This window comes from Loktanella sp. SALINAS62 (assembly GCF_018263905.1).
Classification (GTDB): domain Bacteria; phylum Pseudomonadota; class Alphaproteobacteria; order Rhodobacterales; family Rhodobacteraceae; genus Loktanella.
The window spans coordinates 132,614-152,593 of record NZ_JAAFZU010000023.1; the positions used below are offsets into that span (position 1 = coordinate 132,614).

21 protein-coding genes are annotated in these 19,980 nt (G+C 60.5%); 12 read left to right on the forward strand and 9 right to left on the reverse strand.

The window, feature by feature from the left end; all coding sequences use genetic code 11:
- Nucleotides 1-9 precede the first annotated feature (9 nt).
- From GZH79_RS08180 to GZH79_RS08190, 3 genes are all read left to right on the forward strand, one after another.
- Nucleotides 10-642: a ribonuclease HII gene (locus GZH79_RS08180; protein ID WP_211643291.1), complete on the forward strand. Its 633-nt coding sequence runs from the start codon at nt 10-12 to the stop codon at nt 640-642.
- A 98-nt stretch (nt 643-740) separates the two neighbouring features.
- On the forward strand, nt 741-1,853 hold the full coding sequence (locus GZH79_RS08185) for a site-specific DNA-methyltransferase (RefSeq protein WP_211643292.1): 1,113 nt from the start codon (nt 741-743) through the stop codon (nt 1,851-1,853).
- A gap of 154 nt (nt 1,854-2,007) precedes the next feature.
- The gene (locus GZH79_RS08190) at nt 2,008-3,039 is read left to right on the forward strand and encodes an NADP-dependent oxidoreductase (protein WP_211643293.1); all 1,032 of its coding nucleotides are present in this window, start codon (nt 2,008-2,010) and stop codon (nt 3,037-3,039) included.
- On the opposite strand, the gene GZH79_RS08195 is transcribed toward GZH79_RS08190, so the two are convergent.
- A complete protein-coding gene (locus GZH79_RS08195) occupies nt 3,036-4,178 on the reverse strand; it encodes an alkane 1-monooxygenase (protein WP_211643294.1) in 1,143 nt (380 codons plus the stop codon). The two genes, GZH79_RS08190 and GZH79_RS08195, sit on opposite strands and share 4 nt — an antisense overlap.
- Before the next feature lie 49 nt (nt 4,179-4,227).
- Nucleotides 4,228-5,274 carry an A/G-specific adenine glycosylase gene (mutY, locus tag GZH79_RS08200; protein WP_211643295.1) on the reverse strand — a complete coding sequence of 349 codons (1,047 nt, stop codon included), beginning with the start codon at nt 5,272-5,274 and terminating at the stop codon, nt 4,228-4,230.
- A 68-nt stretch (nt 5,275-5,342) separates the two neighbouring features.
- Here mutY and GZH79_RS08205 point away from each other — a divergent pair, with 68 nt between their 5' ends.
- From GZH79_RS08205 to GZH79_RS08215, 3 genes are read left to right on the forward strand one after another with little or no spacing between them, the layout of a single operon-like run.
- Nucleotides 5,343-5,852, forward strand: coding sequence for a DUF721 domain-containing protein (locus tag GZH79_RS08205; RefSeq protein WP_211643296.1), 510 nt, complete (start codon nt 5,343-5,345; stop codon nt 5,850-5,852).
- 16 nt (nt 5,853-5,868) lie between these two features.
- Nucleotides 5,869-6,522, forward strand: coding sequence for a DsbA family protein (locus tag GZH79_RS08210; protein WP_211643297.1), 654 nt, complete (start codon nt 5,869-5,871; stop codon nt 6,520-6,522).
- Complete coding sequence (locus GZH79_RS08215; RefSeq protein ID WP_211643298.1) at nt 6,519-7,643, forward strand: CaiB/BaiF CoA-transferase family protein; 1,125 nt, start codon at nt 6,519-6,521, stop codon at nt 7,641-7,643. The genes GZH79_RS08210 and GZH79_RS08215 overlap by 4 nt, the downstream gene beginning before the upstream one ends.
- Here GZH79_RS08215 and lpxK read toward each other — a convergent pair.
- The 6 genes from lpxK to GZH79_RS08245 form a co-directional block, all read right to left on the reverse strand.
- Nucleotides 7,640-8,617: a tetraacyldisaccharide 4'-kinase gene (gene lpxK / locus GZH79_RS08220; protein WP_211643299.1), complete on the reverse strand. Its 978-nt coding sequence runs from the start codon at nt 8,615-8,617 to the stop codon at nt 7,640-7,642. The two genes, GZH79_RS08215 and lpxK, sit on opposite strands and share 4 nt — an antisense overlap.
- Nucleotides 8,617-9,660, reverse strand: coding sequence for a hypothetical protein (locus GZH79_RS08225; protein WP_211643300.1), 1,044 nt, complete (start codon nt 9,658-9,660; stop codon nt 8,617-8,619). Before GZH79_RS08225 ends, lpxK begins: the two co-directional genes overlap by 1 nt.
- A gap of 42 nt (nt 9,661-9,702) precedes the next feature.
- Complete coding sequence (locus tag GZH79_RS08230; RefSeq protein ID WP_211643301.1) at nt 9,703-9,948, reverse strand: DUF4170 domain-containing protein; 246 nt, start codon at nt 9,946-9,948, stop codon at nt 9,703-9,705.
- 69 nt (nt 9,949-10,017) lie between these two features.
- Nucleotides 10,018-10,788, reverse strand: a complete 771-nt coding sequence (locus GZH79_RS08235; protein ID WP_211643302.1) for a 3'(2'),5'-bisphosphate nucleotidase CysQ — start codon at nt 10,786-10,788, stop codon at nt 10,018-10,020.
- Nucleotides 10,775-12,118, reverse strand: coding sequence for a metallopeptidase TldD-related protein (locus GZH79_RS08240; protein WP_211643303.1), 1,344 nt, complete (start codon nt 12,116-12,118; stop codon nt 10,775-10,777). Before GZH79_RS08240 ends, GZH79_RS08235 begins: the two co-directional genes overlap by 14 nt.
- A gap of 72 nt (nt 12,119-12,190) precedes the next feature.
- Nucleotides 12,191-13,669, reverse strand: coding sequence for a DUF2125 domain-containing protein (locus GZH79_RS08245; RefSeq protein WP_211643304.1), 1,479 nt, complete (start codon nt 13,667-13,669; stop codon nt 12,191-12,193).
- 105 nt (nt 13,670-13,774) lie between these two features.
- On the opposite strand from GZH79_RS08245, the gene GZH79_RS08250 reads away from it, so the two are divergent.
- Together GZH79_RS08250 and GZH79_RS08255 are read left to right on the forward strand one after the other, a co-directional pair.
- The gene (locus GZH79_RS08250; protein ID WP_211643305.1) at nt 13,775-14,533 is read left to right on the forward strand and encodes an SDR family oxidoreductase; all 759 of its coding nucleotides are present in this window, start codon (nt 13,775-13,777) and stop codon (nt 14,531-14,533) included.
- The gene (locus tag GZH79_RS08255; protein ID WP_211643306.1) at nt 14,530-15,126 is read left to right on the forward strand and encodes an enoyl-CoA hydratase/isomerase family protein; all 597 of its coding nucleotides are present in this window, start codon (nt 14,530-14,532) and stop codon (nt 15,124-15,126) included. Before GZH79_RS08250 ends, GZH79_RS08255 begins: the two co-directional genes overlap by 4 nt.
- A gap of 11 nt (nt 15,127-15,137) precedes the next feature.
- Here the strand turns inward: GZH79_RS08255 and GZH79_RS08260 are convergent, their stop codons facing one another.
- Entirely contained in the window at nt 15,138-15,449 is a 312-nt protein-coding gene (locus GZH79_RS08260; RefSeq protein ID WP_211643307.1) for an HNH endonuclease, read from the reverse strand.
- A 39-nt stretch (nt 15,450-15,488) separates the two neighbouring features.
- Here GZH79_RS08260 and GZH79_RS08265 point away from each other — a divergent pair, with 39 nt between their 5' ends.
- From GZH79_RS08265 to GZH79_RS08280, 4 genes are all read left to right on the forward strand, one after another.
- Nucleotides 15,489-16,670, forward strand: a complete 1,182-nt coding sequence (locus GZH79_RS08265; protein WP_211643308.1) for a TIGR03862 family flavoprotein — start codon at nt 15,489-15,491, stop codon at nt 16,668-16,670.
- A gap of 102 nt (nt 16,671-16,772) precedes the next feature.
- On the forward strand, nt 16,773-18,956 hold the full coding sequence (locus tag GZH79_RS08270) for a YjbH domain-containing protein (protein ID WP_211643309.1): 2,184 nt from the start codon (nt 16,773-16,775) through the stop codon (nt 18,954-18,956).
- A complete protein-coding gene (locus GZH79_RS08275; protein ID WP_211643310.1) occupies nt 18,953-19,621 on the forward strand; it encodes a YjbF family lipoprotein in 669 nt (222 codons plus the stop codon). Before GZH79_RS08270 ends, GZH79_RS08275 begins: the two co-directional genes overlap by 4 nt.
- 106 nt (nt 19,622-19,727) lie before the next feature.
- A complete protein-coding gene (locus GZH79_RS08280; RefSeq protein WP_211643311.1) occupies nt 19,728-19,970 on the forward strand; it encodes a hypothetical protein in 243 nt (80 codons plus the stop codon).
- Nucleotides 19,971-19,980: the final 10 nt, after the last annotated feature.

A 19,980-nucleotide genomic window follows, 5' to 3' on the forward strand; every position in this document is an offset into this window, starting at 1 on the left:
TCGTGTCGCATGACCCGGACTACCCCTGATTTTAGCTTTGAAACATCTGCCGCCGCGCATGGTTATCTGCAGATCGCCGGCGTGGACGAGGTCGGGCGTGGCCCGATCGCAGGTCCCGTGGTTGCCGCGGCTGTTATTCTGAACCCTGACCACATCCCGGCGGGTTTGAACGACAGCAAGTGTCTGACGGCCCGCAAGCGCGATTCGCTATACGACGAAATCCAACGGATGGCATTCGTCGGGATCGCGCAGGCGACGGTGTCGGAAATAGAGGAACACAATATCCTGCGGGCCAGTCATCTTGCCATGATCCGTGCGCTGGCCGCCCTGCCGGTGTGCCCGGACTATGCGCTGATTGACGGAAACATGTTGCCCCGCAATCTGCCGTGTCCTGCCATGGCGCTGGTCAAGGGCGATGCCCGGTCACAGTCCATCGCGGCGGCATCAATTATGGCCAAAGTGTGGCGCGACCGTTTGATGGTGGGATTGGCGCAACAGCATCCCGGTTATGGCTGGGATCGAAACGCCGGATATCCGACGCCGGAACATAAAGAGGGGCTCAAATGCAACGGTGTCACACTACATCATCGGCGTGCCTTTGCCCCTATCCGCAACATCTTGTGGCAAGAAAAAAACCCATAGCAATACTCAACTTTAGTCGTTGCGGTTGAAACGCCCGACAGGTCATCTTGTTCTCAATTCACGAGCCGGAAATAATCTGGCCGGGACAGAGGCAGAGCATGACAATAAAAACAAAGGGCCAGAAGGCCTTAACGCTACCGCTTAATCAAATTTTGGACGGGGATTGCATCCAGCGGATGAACGCCTTGCCCGCTGGCAGCATCGATCTGATCTTTGCTGATCCGCCATACAACCTGCAGTTGCGGGGCGATTTGCATCGGCCCGACAATTCAAAAGTCGACGCAGTCGACAACGACTGGGATCAGTTCGACAGCTTTGCCCGCTATGATCGGTTCACCCGTGACTGGCTGACGGCCGCACGCCGCCTGCTGAAACCAAACGGCGCAATCTGGGTCATCGGCAGCTACCACAACGTTTTTCGCATGGGAGCGGAGCTTCAGAATCAGGGGTTCTGGATTCTGAACGACGTGGTCTGGCGCAAGGCAAATCCGATGCCGAATTTCCGCGGCAAGCGCCTGACCAATGCGCATGAAACACTGATCTGGGCGTCCAAGTCCGAAGGCGCAAAATATACGTTCAACTACGAAGCACTGAAGGCCCTGAACGAGGGCACGCAGATGCGTAGCGACTGGATGCTGCCGATCTGCACCGGTCACGAACGACTCAAGGACGAAGACGGCAACAAGGCGCATCCGACACAAAAGCCCGAAAGCCTGCTGCACCGCGTCCTGCTGGGCACGACAAACCCCGGCGATGTCGTGCTGGACCCGTTCTTTGGCACCGGTACCACGGGTGCGGTCGCCAAGATGCTGGGCCGCGACTACATCGGGATCGAACGCGAAGACAGCTACCGCGTCGTGGCCGAAAAACGGTTGGCCAAGATCCGTAAATTCGACCGTGAGGCATTGGAAGTCACCCAATCAAAACGCTCTGAGCCACGCGTCGCCTTTGGCGTGTTGGTCGAACGCGGCATGCTGCGCCCCGGAGAGGAGTTGTGGTCGATGAACGGTCGCCACAAGGCCCGTGTTCGCGCCGACGGCACGCTGATTGGTGACGATATCAAGGGGTCGATCCATCAGGTCGGTGCTTTCCTTGAGGGCGCACCCAGCTGCAACGGCTGGACGTATTGGCAATTCCGCCGCGATGGACAAAAGGTGCCGATCGATCTGCTGCGCCAGCAGATCCGCGCCGAGATGGCCGCCAACGCCTGACGACATTCACAGTTACCGCCGGTGCCTTGCGACGACGGCTGCACAATGATGCAGCCGCGCAGGCACTACCTTGCCCCGGCTCTCGCTTTCCGCGAGGTCGGGGTTTTTTTTGACCGCAACATGCTACCTGTCGTAAAAACCAAAGGATATCATCATGACCGTAGCGACACAGATATTGCTTGCCAGCCGCCCCAAAGGTGCGCCCACGACGGATAACTTCAGAACGGAAAAAACCCAGCTTCCGCAGATCGCAGATGGGCAATTTCTGGTCCGCGTCATCTGGCTGTCGCTGGACCCATACATGCGGGGCCGCATGGATGATGCCAAATCCTATGCCAAACCCGTCGACATCGACGGCGTCATGGAAGGCGGCGCCGTGGCAGAGGTGATGGAAAGCCGTCACGGCGGTTTCAAGAAGGGCCAGATCGTTGTCGGCCCGTTCGGCTGGACGACCCATGCCATCAGCAACGGGGATGGCATTCGGGTGGTTGATCCCGAACAGGCGCCGATCTCGACCGCGCTTGGCGTGCTGGGCATGCCCGGCATCACCGCATGGGTCGGGCTGAACCATATCGGACGCGCCCGCGACGGAGAAACCATTGTGGTGTCCGCCGCAACCGGTGCTGTGGGGGCTGTCGTGGGTCAGTTGGCAAAGGCGCGCAATATGCGGGTTATCGGTGTCGCTGGCGGTGCGGAAAAATGCGATTTCGCGGTCAAGGAGCTGGGATACGATGCCTGTCTTGATCACCGCGCCCATGACGCCAAAAGCCTGTCAGACGCGATCAAGACCGAAGCCCCCGACGGCGTCGACGTCTATTTCGAAAGCGTCGGCGGCAAGACTTTGGAAGCCGTCTTGCAACGGATGAACACGCATGGCCGTATCGCGCTGTGTGGAATGATAGCGTGGTATTCAGGTCAGGGCATCGCCGATGCACAGCCCCTGCCCGCTGTCTGGCGCAACATCCTGACGCGCCGCCTGCTCGTCGAAGGGTTCATCATCTTTGACCACTACGACAAATTTCCCGACTTTATGTCCGAAGTCGCGCCAATGGTCGCAGACGGCACCGTAAAATTCCGCGAAGACGTGGCCGACGGGCTGGAAAATGCACCAAAAGCGTTTCTGGACATGCTGTCAGGCGGCAATTTCGGCAAACAGTTGGTACGTGTCGGGGCCGATCCCGCCTAGCGCGGCCAAGGATTGGACGCCGTTTTATACGGTGTCCAGTCCGCGATATGCGGGTAATGCCGCCGGCGCCACGCCCGCACGCGCGGGTTCATCATGCGCCGCCAGACTGGCGGCGTCATGGCGACAATCCCCATGACGGAATAACCATAAGGCAACTGCGGCGCATCCGCGGCATCGTAGTTCTGCAACAGCGGAAACCGCCGGTCCGGTTTATAGTGGTGATCGGAATGGCGTTGCAGATTGATCAGCAGCCAGTTCGACGCCTTGAACGCCGCATTCCAGCTGTGGTGCGGTTTGGTATGTTCGTATTTGCCGTCGCCCAGATGTTCGCGCGTCAGCCCGTAGTGTTCGATGTAATTCACCAGTTCCAGATGCCAGACCGCGATGAACGCTTGCAGCAGGAACAACGCCAGCCCAAGCCATCCACCCGCCAGCAAAGCCAGCATGACGAACCCCAGTTGAAGCCCGGCATAGCGCCAGATCGGGTTGCTGCGGTGGTGCCACGGCAACCCTTTGCGGGCCAGCATCGCGGATTCGGCGGCGACACCCGATTTCGCGCATTGCACGACGACACGGGGGAAATAGCGGTGAAACCCTTCGTTATAGCGCGCCGTCACCGGATCGCGCGGCGTTCCGACATAGCGGTGATGCACTAACAGATGTTCGCTGCGGAAATGCGAATACAGCGCCATCGCCAACAAAACGTCGGCCATCCACCGTTCGATCTTTGGTTTCTGGTGCATCAGTTCGTGGGCATAATTGATGCCGATGGTGCCGGTGATGACGCCCATCCCAAAGAACAGGCCCACCAATTCCCAACCGCCCAGATGTTCTGCACGGGTCGCATAGGCGATCATGGCAAACAGCGATACCGCTTGCACCGGTGCCCAGATTATCGTGATCAACCGGTACCACCACAGCTGATCGTCGGGTGTTTGCGGATCTTCGTTCGCTTCGTTCAGGCCAGCGAATATGTCGATGATCCCGAACAGATACCACGTCGACACCGGCACAAGCAGGACCGCCCAGCCACCAGCAATCGCTGACACCCATGCAATCGGGATCAACAACAGCGACAGCCAGAACGGCAGCGCTGCGCTGAAACGGGCAATGCGGGGCGGTGGTGCGGTATCAGTCATCGCGGGATTTATGATCCAGTTTCTTGTCCAGAATATGAAGACGCAATATTCAAATCAACGCCCCCTGTGCCAAATCGTAAACCTTGCGCATCACCGTGGGTAATGACGTGGGTTGAAACGCACAATGCGGCACAAACGCACCACGACCTGCAACCGCGCTCTGCGGCAGCGTGGCGGTCATGATCACCAGTTCAAGATGGAAATGCGTGAACGTGTGCCGCGCCGTGGCATCCAGTTTCTGCCAGTCGGCATCCACGGGTGCGGCAGGTTGCGGGTCATCTGACCAATCCGATCCCGGCCAGCCCTGCATACCGCCCAGCAATCCTTTCTCGGGTCGCGTTTCCAGCAACCACGCGCCATCCGCGCGCCGGGCGACATAGGCGATGCCACGCCGGACCGGCACCGCCTTTTTCGGGGTCTTTTTCGGCAGTTCCGCCGCTGTCCCCGCCAAACGGGCGCAGCAGTCGTCGCGCCACGGGCACAGCCCGCAGGCGGGTGATTTGGGCGTACAAATCGTCGCCCCCAGATCCATCACCGCCTGGGCATAGTCGCCGGGCCGTTCAACAGGGGTCAGCGCCGCAGCAAGCGCCATCAGTTCGGGTTTGGCCCCGGGCAAGGGTGTATGCACATCGTAAAGCCGCGACATGACCCGTTCAACATTGCCGTCCAGAACCGTTTCCGGCCTGTCGAATGCAATCGCCGCGACCGCCGCCGCTGTATAGGGGCCGATTCCCGGCAGGGACAGCAAGGTTGCATGATTCGATGGAAACCGACCGCCATGATCCGCCACGACGACACGTGCGCATTTCAGCAGGTTGCGCGCACGGGCATAATATCCAAGACCCGCCCATGCGCCCATCACGTCGGCGTCCTTTGCCGCCGCCAGATCTGCGACCGTCGGCCAGCGCTGTGTAAAAGCCCGCCAATAATCGCGCACGGCGGCCACTGTGGTCTGCTGCAACATGACTTCTGACAGCCAGACGCCATAGGGGTCGGGCAGAACGCCAGCTTGACGGTCGGCGGGCGGCACGCGCCACGGCATCGCCCGCGCATTCCGGTCATACCATTGCAAAAGCTGTAACGGTCGTTCACGCATTCTTCACCTGTCGGCAGATCGTTGTGCGCTGACTTGGCGCGGGAACAGCCTTAGATTAAAAGATGACTATGAAACAGCCCAGGCGCCAATCCTCTACTCGCGGTTTTTCTCGGGCCGCCACGCTGATGCAGACGCGTATCCGCACGGCGACCGAAGGCCGTGGTTTTGCCGAATCGCGGCTGCTGACCCATTGGGCCGAAATCGTGGGTGACAGCATCGCATCCATCGCACGCCCGGTGAATATCTCGTACAGCCGCGGCGGCATGGGGGCGACCCTGACGGTGCTGACGACGGGGGCCAATGCGCCGATGCTGGATATGCAAAAGGCGCAATTGCTGGAACGGGTCAACGCCTGTTACGGCTACCGCGCCATCGCGCGCATCCGCATCACGCAAACAGCCCCTACCGGGTTTGCAGACGGACGCGCGATGTTTCAACCCGCACCAAAGGCCGAGGCAAAGCCTGATCCTGCTATCGCCACCAAGGCCAAAGAGGCCGCAAGCGGCGTGGGCGATGACAAATTGCGGGCCGCGCTGGAAGCGCTGACAACGAATTTCCTGACGAAACAGAAAACCTGACCAAAGGACCGACACAATGAACCGCAGAACTCTTCTTCTTGGCGGCGTATCGCTGGCCGCAATCGGCGCTTTCGCGTTCACCACGGGCGGCCAGGACGGCAACCTGCTGGTCGGCATGGCCAGCGCACAGGACGCGGACCCGTCGGCCATCACAGACATGACGATGGGCGACGCGGACGCCCCGATCGAAATGATCGAATACGCGTCCTATACCTGCCCGCACTGCGCCAATTTCCACGCAACCGTTTGGCCGCAGCTAAAGGCCGATTACATCGACACCGGCAAGGTGCGCTTCATCTACCGCGAGGTCTATTTCGACCGGTTCGGCCTGTGGGCATCCATGATGGCACGTTGCGGCGGCGAAATGCGCTTTTTCGGCCTGACCGAAGAAATCTATGACAAGCAGCGCGCATGGACCGCATCCGGCGATCCCGCAACCATCGCGCAGGAGCTGCGCACCATCGGCAAGACAGCCGGCCTGACCGACGAAATGCTGGACGCTTGCATGCAGGACGCTGAAACCGCGCAGAACCTTGTCGCGTGGTACGAGCAGAACGCGGCAGAAGATTCGATCCGGTCAACACCGTCGTTCATCATCGACGGCGAACAACACGGCAATATGTCTTACGCCGATCTGCAGGCGATTCTAGACGCCAAGCTGGACGCTTGATGCAACCACTGGCCGGGCTGAAGGTTGTCGAACTGGCGCGTATTCTGGCCGGGCCGTGGTGCGGCCAGACACTCGCAGATCTGGGCGCCACGGTCATCAAGGTGGAATCCCCCGACGGCGACGATACCCGCCGTTGGGGTCCACCCTTTGTCGATAAGGTGGCTGATCGGTCTGCTGCCTATTTTCACGGCACGAATCGGGGCAAGGCATCCGTCGTCGCGGATTTTCGCACGGAACAGGGCCGCGCGCAGGTGCGTCGTCTTTTGGCCGACGCAGATATCGTGATCGAAAATTTCCGCGTCGGCGGACTGGCCAAATACGGCATGGACTATGACAGCCTGAAAAACGATTTCCCCCGTCTGATCTATTGCTCGATCACCGGTTTCGGCCAAACCGGACCCTATTCGAACCGGTCTGGTTACGATTACATCATTCAGGGCATGTCCGGCTTGATGAGCGTGACCGGCCCACCCGATGGTCAGCCGCACCGTGTCGGCGTCGCGGTCGTCGATCTGTTCACGGGGATGTATGCCGCGACGGCGATTCTGGCGGCGGTGCACCAGCGTGCGACGACGGGTCAGGGTCAGCAGATCGACGTGGCCCTGCTGGATGTCGCGGTTGCGATGATGGCCAATCAGGCGATGAATTATCTGGTCACGGGTACGGCACCCGCCCGGATCGGCAATTTCCACCCCAACCTTGCCCCCTATCAGGTCTATGCCTGCGCCGACGGGCATATCGTGATCGCGGTCGGCAACGACAGTCAGTTTGCAAAACTTGTCACGCTGCTGGGCCTGCCGGATCTTTTGACCGATCCCCGGTTTGCGACGAACGCAGACCGTTTGGCACATCTGACAGCGTTGAACGATAGACTGGGCCCCGCGTTGGGGCAAATCGACAAGGCGACATTGTTGGCACGCTGCGAAAGCCATGGCGTGCCCGCAGGCCCGATCAACAACATGGCAGAGGTTTTCGCAGATCCGCAGATCATCGCGCGCGGCTTGCAGATCGACCGTGATGGCGTTCCGGGCGTGCGTCATCCCGTGCGTTTTTCCGGCGCGGAATCCCTGTCAGAACAACCCGCACCAGCGCTGGGACAGGACCAGTCACTGCTGCGCTAAATCCCCAGATCGGCCAGCGCGCGGTCCAGCGGGCCCCAGTCACCGACATGCAAGCGCACCGGCAGCGTCAGCACCTTGGACCGGAATGCATCGGGCAGGCGCACCGCGTCCTTTTCCGTAGTGACCAGCTGCGCCGTCCGCAACGCCGCTTCCTTTTCAAGGCGCAGCATCAGGGCATCCGTCAAGGGCTGGTGATCGTCCAGCGGTTCGGCGCGCACCACATCGGCGCCCATGGCGCGCAGGGTTGCAAAAAATTTTTCCGGATGGCCAATCCCGGCGAACGCCAGCAATCGCAGGCTGGTCCATGGCATCCCCGTGACCAGCGGCACCAGTTCACCGCAAAGCTGTGGCGCAGGCCACGCGTCAGCGAACCGGGCCTGCGCAGCCGCGTCGCCGATTGCCAGCAACAGATCAGCGCGGGCAAGCCCTGTGGCCACATGTTCGCGCAACGGTCCAGCAGGCATCACACAGGCATTACCGAACCCGCGCGACGCATCGACCACAACGATGCTGATATCCTTGTGAACGGCTGGGCTTTGAAACCCGTCATCCAGCACAATCACGGTGGCACCGGCCGCTTCGGCCGCTTGTACACCTGCTGCGCGATCCTTGGCGACCCACGTGGGCGCAAAGGCCGACAGCAGCAGCGGTTCGTCACCGACCTGATCCGCGCGATGTGTCAGCTCATCGACCCGGATCGGCCCGGTGAGCGAACCGCCATATCCGCGCGACACAATGTGCGGGCGTTGGGCCCGGTCCGTCAGTCGCCCGGCCAACGCCATGACCGTGGGTGTCTTACCCGTTCCGCCGACATTGATGTTCCCGATACAGATCACGGGCACGCTGGCCTTGTAGCCCGGTTGCGTCAGACGGCGGGCGGTGATGCGGCGTGTGATGTGCGCAAGCGGGGCCAGTGCACGCGCTTGCCAACCGGGTGCGTCAGGCGGGTTTGACCAGAACAACGGCGGGCGCATCAGGCCACGATCCCGTCAACGGCATCCCGGATCTGGGACACGACAATTTCTGCGGCTTCCGCACCCTGCGATGCAACGTCCCACCCGGCGGTGACAAGCTTTGCGACACGATCGGGGGCCAGCAGATCTTCTACCGTTCTGCCCAGAACGGTCCAATCGGCAATCGGACGCGCTGCACCTGCGGCATCCAACCGCGCATAGCGCAGGCCATAGGGATTTGTGACTGGACCGTGGACCAGCCCCGACCCCAGTGTCGCAATCTCGAACGGGTCCTGCGCTTTGACCTTACTGAACGTGCCACCAGCAAAGGTGACAGATGCCAGTCGCAGCCAAAGCCCCAGATCACCGTCAGAATCTGCAACATGCACCTGATTTGCTTCTTGCGGGATACGCGTCCGGCTGGACCGATCCGTCAGCAACCGTTGATCGTTGAACGCATTGACCAGCATCTGGCCATCCAGCCCTTGCGCGGCTTCGACCACCAACAAAAGCCGATGCGCGCGGCGTGTCGCATGCCGCTGCGCTGCGATCAGACTGTCGACCATGTCCATGGTGACCTTGGTGGCCAGCCAGACGGGGCGATTGTTCAAAGCATCCGAAATTTCGCGCCGGTCGTCTTCATCGTAGGGCAAGACGGAAACGGGTTCTTCCAATCGAACGCCGGCCCGCAGGCGTGCCTGCGGCACGCCCGCAGCACGAAAGGCCGCAGCGGCATGTTCGTTGACCGTCAGCATGTACCGCGTCCGCGCAAGAATTGCGCGGGCCCGGCCACGCGACCAGAAACCCATGATCGGTGACAGCGCACTGTCGTCCATATTTACCATGACGACAGGCAGCCCTGCGTCTGCCGCCGCCTGCAGCGTCCCCAGATCAAGCGTGCCACCCAGCCAAACCAAGAGCACCGGGCGCTGCGCGTCGATGTAGCTGCGCGCGTCTCTTTTTCCGATCGGATGGGCCTGGCCCATTGCACCTGTCAGAACCAGCGTAACAGCGTCGCCATCGGCCGCCAGAAGGTCACGCAAAGTGTCGGCCAAAGGGGCCATCGCGGGTGATCCGCAACGGCACCAGACCAATGGTTCCATGGATCAGTCGCCCAGTTCCTCGGTCGGGGATGCTGGCTGCTCCTCGTCCCGAAGACGGTGAATATGCGCGATGAAATAGCGCGTGTGGGCATCGTCGACGGTCCGCTGCGCCGCTGATTTCCATGCGTTATAGGCACTGGCGTAATCGGGAAACATACCGACGATGTCGATGTTCGACACATCTGTGAAAGCGTTTTTTGTCGGGTCGATCAGTTCGCCGCCAAAGACCAAATGCAGGCGTTGAGTCATAATTCTTTCCTATTCCTGTCGTGTTGCTGAAACTAGGCGGCACAGGCGTCCGGCACAACCGCATGTCTGTCAGACCAGCGCATCCAGCAATGACGTCACGATGGCCCCGCCCGCAAGCACACCGTCCAGTTGCCGGTTGCGCGAATTGAACCGCAGCGGCTTGCCCCGCTTGTCCGTGACCTGCCCGCCGGCTTCGGCCACAAGGATCGCACCGGCGGCGATATCCCATTCCCACGTCGGGTGCAGGGTCAACATCGCGTCGAATTTGCCCTCTGCCGCCAGTGCCATGCGATAGGCCAATGACGACCGAAACCCACGCTGAAACGGTGGCGTCGCACCTTTCCAGTGGTGCGGCGCCATATTGGGTTTCGTTGTCAGGACCTGCGCGCTGTTCATATGCGTCAGTGCACTGACGCTGATCGGACGGCCATTGCATGTCGCGCCTTGGCCTTGTGCTGCGGCAAACATCAGGCTGCGTGCGGGCATGAACACCACACCGGCAATCGGTACGCCGTCTTCGACCACAGCAAAGGCGTGGGCCCAATCCTTGTCGCCACGGATAAATGCATTGGTGCCGTCGATGGGGTCGATAATGAAAGTCCGCGCAGCATTTTGCCGGTGCGGATCGTCTTCTGATTCTTCTGACAACCAGCCATAATCAGGTCTGGCCGATCGCAGCCTGTCGCCCAGCATCCGGTTGATGGCGATGTCGGCCTCTGTCACCGGACCCGCATCGCCGGGTTTTTGCCAGACCTGCGGATTGCGCCCCAGAAACGAAAGCGAGATATCGCCCGCAGCACGTGCCGCGTCGATCAGAAGAGGCAGATCAATCGCCGGCAAGGGTCATCCCCTCGACCAGCAACGACGGCACAACCCGGCTGAGGTGCGGACGGGCATCGTTCGCCGCGATCATCGTTAGCCACATGTCACGCAGATTGCCTGCGATCGTGCATTCGTTCACCGGATAGGCGATTTCACCGTTTTCGATCCAAAATCCGGATGCGCCGCGTGAATAATCACCGGTGTTGGGATTGATCGTCGATCCGATCATGCTGGTGACCAGCAGTCCGGTCCCCATTTGCGTGATCAGATCTGCGCGTGTTGCCTCGCCTTGGGTCAGCGACAGATTCGTCACCGACGGACGCGGTGGGCCAGACGTGCCGCGTGCGGCATTCCCGGTCGATCGCTGCCCCAGTTTGCGCGCCGTCGCCAGATCAAGTGTCCAGCCGGTCAGCGTGCCGTCATCCACCAGTGCACGGGATTGCGTTGGCAGACCTTCGGCATCGAACAGCTTTGACGAAAACGCGCGCGGGCGGTGCGGGTCTTCGGTCAGGCTCATTCCCTTGGGCAGAATGTCTTCACCCAGTGCATCGCGCAGGAAAGACGCACCGCGCGCTATGGAACTGCCGTTGATCGCCTGCACCATATGCCCGATCAGCGAACTGGCGACACGTTCATCGTACAGTACCGGGTAGTGACCGGTTTTCGGACGCCGCGCGCCGATCCGTTCCACGGTGCGTTCGGCTGCCGTCCGCCCGATGTCTGCGGGGTCGCGCATGTCGGCCATGAAAATCCGCGTGTCGTAATCGTAATCGCGTTCCATTCCCGTGCCGGTGCCGCTGATCGGCACGCAGGATAGCCCCACGTCCGATCGCGCGTAGCCCGCCGAAAACCCGTTCGTCTGGCTAAGATGCAGACGGCGGCGGCCATAGCCCGCGCTGGTTTCCGAAACCTGAGACACGCCGTCGACGGCCAGCGCCGCTGCTTCTGCGCGCAATGCCATGTCCTGCAACACCGCCGGATCGGGTTCGTCTGACGGATCGCACAGGTCCAGCCGTGACATATCGGTATCGGTGGCCAGTTGGTCGGGGTCTGCCAACCCGGCGTTCGGATCGACCGGCGCTTCGCGGGCCATTGCCACGGCGCGCGCTGCCATTTCAGCGATCGCAGCGGGCCGATTGTCCGACGAAGCGACACTGGCCTGACGTTGGCCGACAAACACCCGCAGACCGATATCCACACCTTCGGAACGCTCTGCTTTTTCCAGCGCACCTGCGCGGACGGCGATTTCAATGGACGTGCCGTCGATGGCCAGCGCATCGGCCGCATCGGCGCCTGCCTTTACGGCGGCATCCAGCAGGGCATGGGTCAGGTCGGCAAGCTCGGTCATATCAATCGGTTCCTGTATGGTCCTGTGCGACCTAGTTGTCCGGTCCCCGGCCCGCAAGACAGGGTCGCGCGCTCAGCGAATCCGCTGGCCATTCGCCAGCACCTGACCGTCAGGCGTCACCTTGATGACCGTTTCCAGCGTATCGTCACCCACGGGCGACGTGAACATACCCAGCATCATGCGGCCCATCATGGCCTGATCCTGCGGAACAACGCCCATAGCAATAAGGCTATCAATCAACTGATTCGCCCCTTCGAGTGTAATTGTGGCTTCGCCTTGGGCCGCAGGTATCCCCGGTGCGGTTTGCGGCCCATTTTCGTTGAACGTAAATGCACCGACGGCGTTCAGCAGGGCGCCAGCCGCGTTCAGGCTGATCTCGTTGATGTTCAGCCCCAGCAGACGGCCGGGAAACCCCTGCATCTGGGTGTTTTCAGGCGTATCCATCAGCGATTGCGTCAATTGCGCCGTCCCGTCGATATCGATGGTCAGGCTCGCCGGATCGCGGGGGATCATGCCACCGGGATCGACCATCGCCCATGCTTCGTCATTGACGGTCACCCCGTCCATCCCGAATTGGAAACCAAACGGCGCAGGCGCTTCGGTCGGTCCCAGCGGCATGGTGACACCCACGTTATAAGCGTCCATCTGCATTTCGAACGGCATCGGCAATTCGGACCCGCGCAAAGCTGCGGCCAGATCCTGCACAGCCGCGTCATAGCGCAGGCCAGCCGGATCAACAGCGAACGTCAGCGCGACTGGTCCGGTCGTCGCCGTCCCGTCAGCCGTCATCTGATCACCAACAGACGAAAAGATGAACGCCGCCCCGGTGTAGGCATAACCCCCGCTTCCCGTCATGCCCGGCCCACCTGCGACATCCGCCTCGGGCAGTATCACATCGGCATCTAGTTCAAGGCCATCGATCTTGCCGGACACGGTCAGTTCGTCGCCGGTGCTTCTGTCGACACCGTCGACCAACAGATCCAGACTATCTGCTGTCAGATCATAGACCACGTTCACCGTATCGCCCGTGGTCTGATCCGTTGTGCCGGACAGGCCATTCAACGCGACCCGCAGTTCCAACGGAACCGGGTTGCCGTCAATGTCGGTCATCTGGTTCACACCGATCACGTATTGCGCGGCCGAAACGGTATAATTCATCGCATCGGGGGCGCCGCTGACCTGTGTCTCTGCGTCGGTCTGCGCCAGATACATATCCAAATCTTCGCCAGCATTCGTAATGACGCGCAGGGGGATGTTGTCGGGCAAAACGACCGATACAGTACCGTCACCGTTATCCTGCAAGGTGATTGTGGACACCGTCATGGCACTTGTCGTGCCGTCGTTGACGACTGTGTAAACCACATCGCTTGCGATCAGTTCATCTGCGCTTTGGTTCAGGGCGCCGACTGTGACGGTTGCACCTTCGGTGCGTTCGATGATGTCTTGCCAGCTTTGCCACACCTGTTGGGGGGTGACATCGGCCATTGCGGGCATCGTGGACAGGATCGCAGCGCAGGCAGCAGTCGTGCCTATGGTTACAAAATGGGTCATCTGGCAAATTCCTTCGCGGCGCATCTCGGGCGGATCGACCCGGACGGTTTGGAAATGATATGGGTGATGCTAGTTGTTGCGGAAGATGACTGAAAGGGACCCCAGATGAAAAACTTTGACATGGCCGGCAAGACAGTCGTGATCACCGGAGCAAGCCGTGGAATCGGGGCCGCCGCTGCGCGGGCTTTTGCCGATGCAGGTGCGCAGGTCGTTCTGGTGGCCCGTAGCCGTGACCGTATCGTCGAAATCGCGGGCGAGATTGGCAAAAACGCATTGGCCGTGCCCTGCGACGTGTCCCGTTACTGGGAAGTCGAACAGGCAATTGGCGCGGCAATCGAAACCTTTGGCAGCGTTGACGTCATCGTGAACAACGCGGGCGTGATTGACCCAATGGGTGCGCTGGCCGACATAGATCCAGAGGCATGGGCCAAAGCCATCGATATCAACCTCAAAGGCGCGATGCACGGCATGCGCGCCGCGATCGGACCGATGATCCAGCAAGGCAGCGGCACGATCATCACCGTATCGTCAGGCGCCGCGCACAACGCATTGGAAGGCTGGTCTGCCTACTGCGCGTCAAAAGCCGGGGCGTTTATGTTGACACAGGTGACCGATCGCGAAACGCGGGGCAAGGGCGTGCGGGTCATGGGCCTGTCACCCGGCACCGTGGCGACTGACATGCAAAAAGACATCAAAGCGTCGGGCATCGGTCCGGTCAGCCAACTGGACTGGTCAGACCACATTCCCCCCGAATGGGCCGCGCAGGCGCTGGTCTGGATGTGCACGCCAGAAGCAGACAGTTATCTAGGTCAGGACGTGTCCCTGCGCGATGAAAACGTGCGCCAGATGGTCGGCGTTGCATGATCCGCACCGAACGGGTTGGCAATCTGGTCGTCCTGACGCTGGACCGCCCTGACAAGGCAAATGCATTGACCGCCGCGATGCTGACAGACCTGCGCGATGCGGTGCTGGCAGCATATGATGCCAGCGCGTTGATCCTGACCGGCAACGGTCGCGTTTTCAGCGCAGGTGCCGACCTACAGGACATCACGACTCTGGCGACATCGCCTTTGTGGGAAGAAGTGTCGTCAGCGATTGCGCGGCACCCCGGCCTGACCATCGCCGCATTGAACGGCACACTGGCCGGGGGCGCGATGGGCATGGCGCTTGCCTGTGATATGCGGACCGCCGTCCCCAGCGCCCGGTTCTTTTATCCGGTTATAAAGATGGGCGTCCGCCCACAACCGTCCGACCCTGCCCGGCTTATCGCGCTGTGCGGGCCGGCGCGGGCACGCATGCTGCTGATGGGCGCAAGCAAATGGACAGCGGATCAGGCGCTGACATTCGGGCTGATCGACGACATAGCAGACGATCCCGTCGCGGCAGCGAAAGACCTGTGTGCCGCTGCATGCGCTGCTGACCCAGCGTATGTGCGCGACCTGAAATCCGTTTTGTGACGGCTGATAAATCACCGCCCGCGCCTGCGTTTGGGCGCCCGCGACATGAAATCCGGGGGCCGTTTCGCGACCCAAGCCGCAAATTTTTCCAGTCGGGGGTGACCGCGCAACATCGCCGGTGTGTTGTAAACGCGGGCCAGTTCGGCTTCTGACAGCGTGGCGTGAATTTCCTTGTGGCAGATGTGATGCACCAGCACCGTCGGCCCGCCCTTGCCACCCTTCAGCTTTGGAACCAAATGATGCAGGCTTTGCGGCACGCCCGGCGGGATCGGACGCAGGCACAGGGCGCAGATCGGAACGGTGTCTTGCAGGTCATCTGTCATCGCCGCACAAGATAATCCAGTTCAGGGGATCGCCAAGACATGACACAGACCGCCCTTGTGATCGGTGCCGGACCCGCTGGCCTGATGGCCGCCGATATCCTGTCAGCCGCCGGGCTGCGGGTGACGATAGCGGACCGCATGCCTTCGGTGGGGCGCAAATTCCTGATGGCGGGCAAATCCGGCCTGAACCTGACCAAAGCCGAAGACCAGGACCGCTTTGCTGCGCGTTATCCTCACCTTGCCCCGTCCCTGTCGGATGCATTGCAGGACTTTGGACCGGATGCCGTGGCGCAATGGGCCGCAAATCTGGGACAGCCACTCTTTACCGGCACGACCGGCCGCGTGTTCCCGACCGCGATGAAAGCGTCACCGCTGCTGCGCGCTTGGCTCGCACGACTGGACAGCGCTGGTGTCACACGCCGCCTGCGGTGGTGCTGGACCGGATGGTACGGGGATGCCTGTCTGTTTGAAACACCCGACGGGCCGCAGCGGATCACTGCGGACATCACGATATTGGCCATGGGTGGCGCCAGCTGGCGGCGGCTGGGGTCAGATGGCGCATGGGCCGACAAACTGCGGGACAAGACAGCACCTTTCCGCCCAGCAAACTGCGGCTTTCGGGTGGATTGGTCGCCGCACATGGCCGTTGTGACCGGGCACCCGGTCAAGGCCACAGCGCTGCGGGCGGGCGACATCGTGTCACGCGGGGAATGGGTGATCACCGCGCAGGGTGTCGAGGGCGGCGGGATCTACGATATCAGCCACGCAATCGCGCGGGGCCATCGCCTGACCGTCGACCTTGTACCGGACCTGTCACCGCCCACGCTGACGGATCGATTGTCAAAAGTGCCGCCGAAAACGTCGCTCGCAAACACCTTGCGAAAAACGCTGCGCTTGCCTGCGGTCAAGGTCGCCCTGTTCAACGAATGTGCCCGCAACATGGACCGCACGCCGCAAGCCGTGGCACAGGCATTGAAATCGCTGCACGTGCCGGTCGCTGCCCCCTTGCCAATAGATCAGGCAATTTCCACGGCAGGCGGCCTGCGTTGGGACACGCTGGACGGCTTTGCCCTACGTGATCGGCCCCGCACCTATTGCGCCGGAGAGATGCTGGATTGGGACGCACCGACGGGTGGCTATCTGATCACGGCTTGCCTTGCGACAGGCCGCGCTGCCGCTTTGCAGGCATTGAATGACAGCAAAACATTGAAAACGACCTGAAACCAAAACCATTGGCGGGTTCTGACCCCGAAGGATTTTCAAGATTTGCAACAGCGGTCCCGGCTGATAGAAGCCAAACGAGTATGACCGAAGGTGACGCCGATGAAGCTGAGATATGTCAGAACCACAAGCTACGGCGCCATCCTGTGCTGTCTTGCGGCAACCGCCCAGGCTGAGGGGCCGACATACACAAATTTTGGCACCACCGGCCTGCTGGAAATGCCAACAGCCGAAAGTGCCGCCAGCGGCGAATTGGCGACGACTTTATCCTATTCCGATACGGCGGGATACCGCACGACGTTGACGTTCCAGCTGACCGAACGTCTGTCGGGAAGTTTCCGTTATGCGATTTTCGACATCTACGGGATCGAACGTGCAAATGGCGAACGCCGGACATTTCGGACCTATGACCGCAGTTTTGACATCGAATACAGACTGACCAACGAAGGCCAATATATGCCCGCCATCGCGGTGGGTCTGCGCGATTTTCTGGGCACCGGGCGCTATAGTTCCGAATACGTGGTCGGCACCAAATCCATCGGTTCAAACCTGAAAGTGACGGGTGGTCTGGGATGGGGCCGAATGGGCGAACGCAACGGCGTCAGTAATCCACTGGGCGGCAATTTTGAAAACCGCAACGAAGTCGACGTGTTCGACGAGGATGCAGGCGTCAACACAGGCGGCCAATTGTCGGTGAAACAGTGGTTCCGCGGCGATGTCGCGCCATTTGCCGGGGTCGAATACAACCTGTCGCCGGACCTTAGCTTTAAGGCGGAATATTCGTCGATCGCTTATGAAAAAGGGCTGTATACACCGGCTGTCGACGTATCTTCGCCGCTGAATTTCGGCGTGTCCTATCGACCGCGACCCGGAATGGAGTTTGGCGCAAACTATCTTTACGGGAATGAATTCGGCCTGCGCGCGACGTTCACGATCAACCCCAATGAACGGCCCACCTATAGCGGACTGGATGTGGCACCCGCCCCGGTCAAGCCCCGCACCGAAGCGCAACGCGCCGCACAGTCATGGAACCGGGGCACGCAGCCAGCCATTCGCGAAGCATTGACCGGCCTGCTGGATGTCGAAGGTATCGATCTGATCGGGCTTGAAATGACCGACCGCACCGCACGCGTGCGTTACGTCAATAACCGTTTCCGGTCAGAAGCACAGGCAGCAGGTCGCGTTTCGCGGATGATGACGCAGGTCATGCCGGATTCGATCGAGACATTTGTTTTGGAACCGTCACGGCGCGGCGTTCCGCTATCCGCGATCACGGTGCCGCGGACGCAACTGGAAGATTTGGAAAACACCGTCGGCAGCACCGAAGCGATGTTTGACGCACTAAGCGTGACACCTGCCGGACCGACCGAACCGCTGGATCTGGCCCCTGTCCCATCACCGCGTTTCGAATGGGGTATCGGGCCGTATCTCGATTTCCTGCTGTTCACGCCCGGCGACCCGGTTACAGCCGATGTCGGTCTGGCATTCGATGCGCGATATCAAGTGAACCGCAACCTGTCGTTTGTCGGACGGACATCGATATCTGCGCTGGGCGAACGTGACCCGGTCTCGACCTTTGTGGACTCCAACGATTACGTGAATGTGCGGACTGACACCGGATATTACGGCCTGACGGGCGGTCTGCGTTTAGACCGCCTATACGCGGCTTATGTTGATCGCCTTGCGCCCGAGGTCTATGGTCGATTGACCGCAGGCTATCTTGAAAAAATGTACGGCGGCGTGTCCGGAGAGGTGCTTTATGCGCCTGTCGACAAATCGTGGGCCATCGGCGCAGAGCTGAATTATGCCAAACTACGCGATCAGGACATGGGTTTCGATTTCGCCCTGTATGAAACGCAGCCAAACGGTGACCGGGTCGAAGTCGGCGATTATGATGTCGTGACCGGCCATCTGTCGGGGTATTACGATATCGGCGACGGCTTTCACGCACAGGTCGATGTCGGAAAATATCTTGCCGGTGACTACGGCGCGACTTTCTCGCTGGACCGCGAATTCGAAAACGGCTGGACCGTGGGTGGCTTTTTCACATTTACGGACATGCCGTTCAGCCAGTTTGGCGAAGGGTCGTTTGACAAGGGTATTCGCCTGACGATTCCAGCTGATTACTTTGTCGGCAGTCCGACACGGCGATCTGTCAACACCGGCGTCAGGTCACTGACCCGCGACGGCGGCGCAAGGCTTCAGGTGGCCGGCAGACTGTATAACACTGTGCGCGACGGCAACCTGAACGAGCTATCCGACACCAGCGGGAGGTTCTGGCGATGACACCAGCCCTGAAAACAATGCTGGCGGTCACTTTCGCTGCCGGACTGTCGGCCTGCGGACCGCTGAACGACAACGATCAAGGGGCCGGCGCGCTGAAACTGGCCGCCCAGTCACTGTCGATTCCCGGTCGTGCCGCCGCGCCAGAAGAACCGCCAATGGTCGTCAGCCGCGCGATGATCGACCAACTGCCCGGCGACGTTCTGGTGGTCGAAGCCTACGATGGCACATCGCGCGCTGTGATGGTGCCGGCAGCCATCAACCTGAACCGCGTCACCTGGATCAGCGAAGACAGCGTATCGATCGTGACGGAAAACGGCATCGTCATCGCGACGCGGGGCTTTCCACGCGATCTGATGGCCGCATCGGTCATCGAATCCCGGCGGGCGCTTGCCGCCGGGGGCGGAACGGCAGAGCGGACACACGAAACGCTTTCGGATATGGACCAGATTTCGACCGAAGTGTTGCAGTGCAGCATCAATTTTATCGGCACAGAGACAATTTCAATCGTTGAACGACCGCTTTCAACGCAGCGCTATGAAGAAAACTGCGAGAATGAAAACATATCCTTTTCAAACACTTACTGGCTCAACGAGTCCGGAGAGATTGTACGCAGCCGCCAAGCCATCAGTCCTGAATTAGGCTATCTGGTGCTTGATCGCCCTTAAGAACCGGCCCAAAGTATCTGAAATTAAGAAGTATCTTGTTTCGAGCGTGAAACGTAGTTAGACAACCCTAGATCATCCACACAGTGCATCTAATTGGAGTACCGACATGCGCATCATCACTACTCTCGCCGCTTCGACTGCAATCGCAGTGACCGGTGCCGCAGCAACCGCTGGCGGCCTGGCACCCGAAGTCATGGAAGCTCCGGTCGTCATGGTTGACACACCGATGGCACCCACTGGCTCCATCAACTCCGGCTACGTCGTTCTGGGCCTCCTGGCCGCTCTGGTTCTGGCTTCCGCCAGCGACGACGACGACGAAGCAGCTGCGACTACCACAACTGCAGAATAATAGCTTTTCA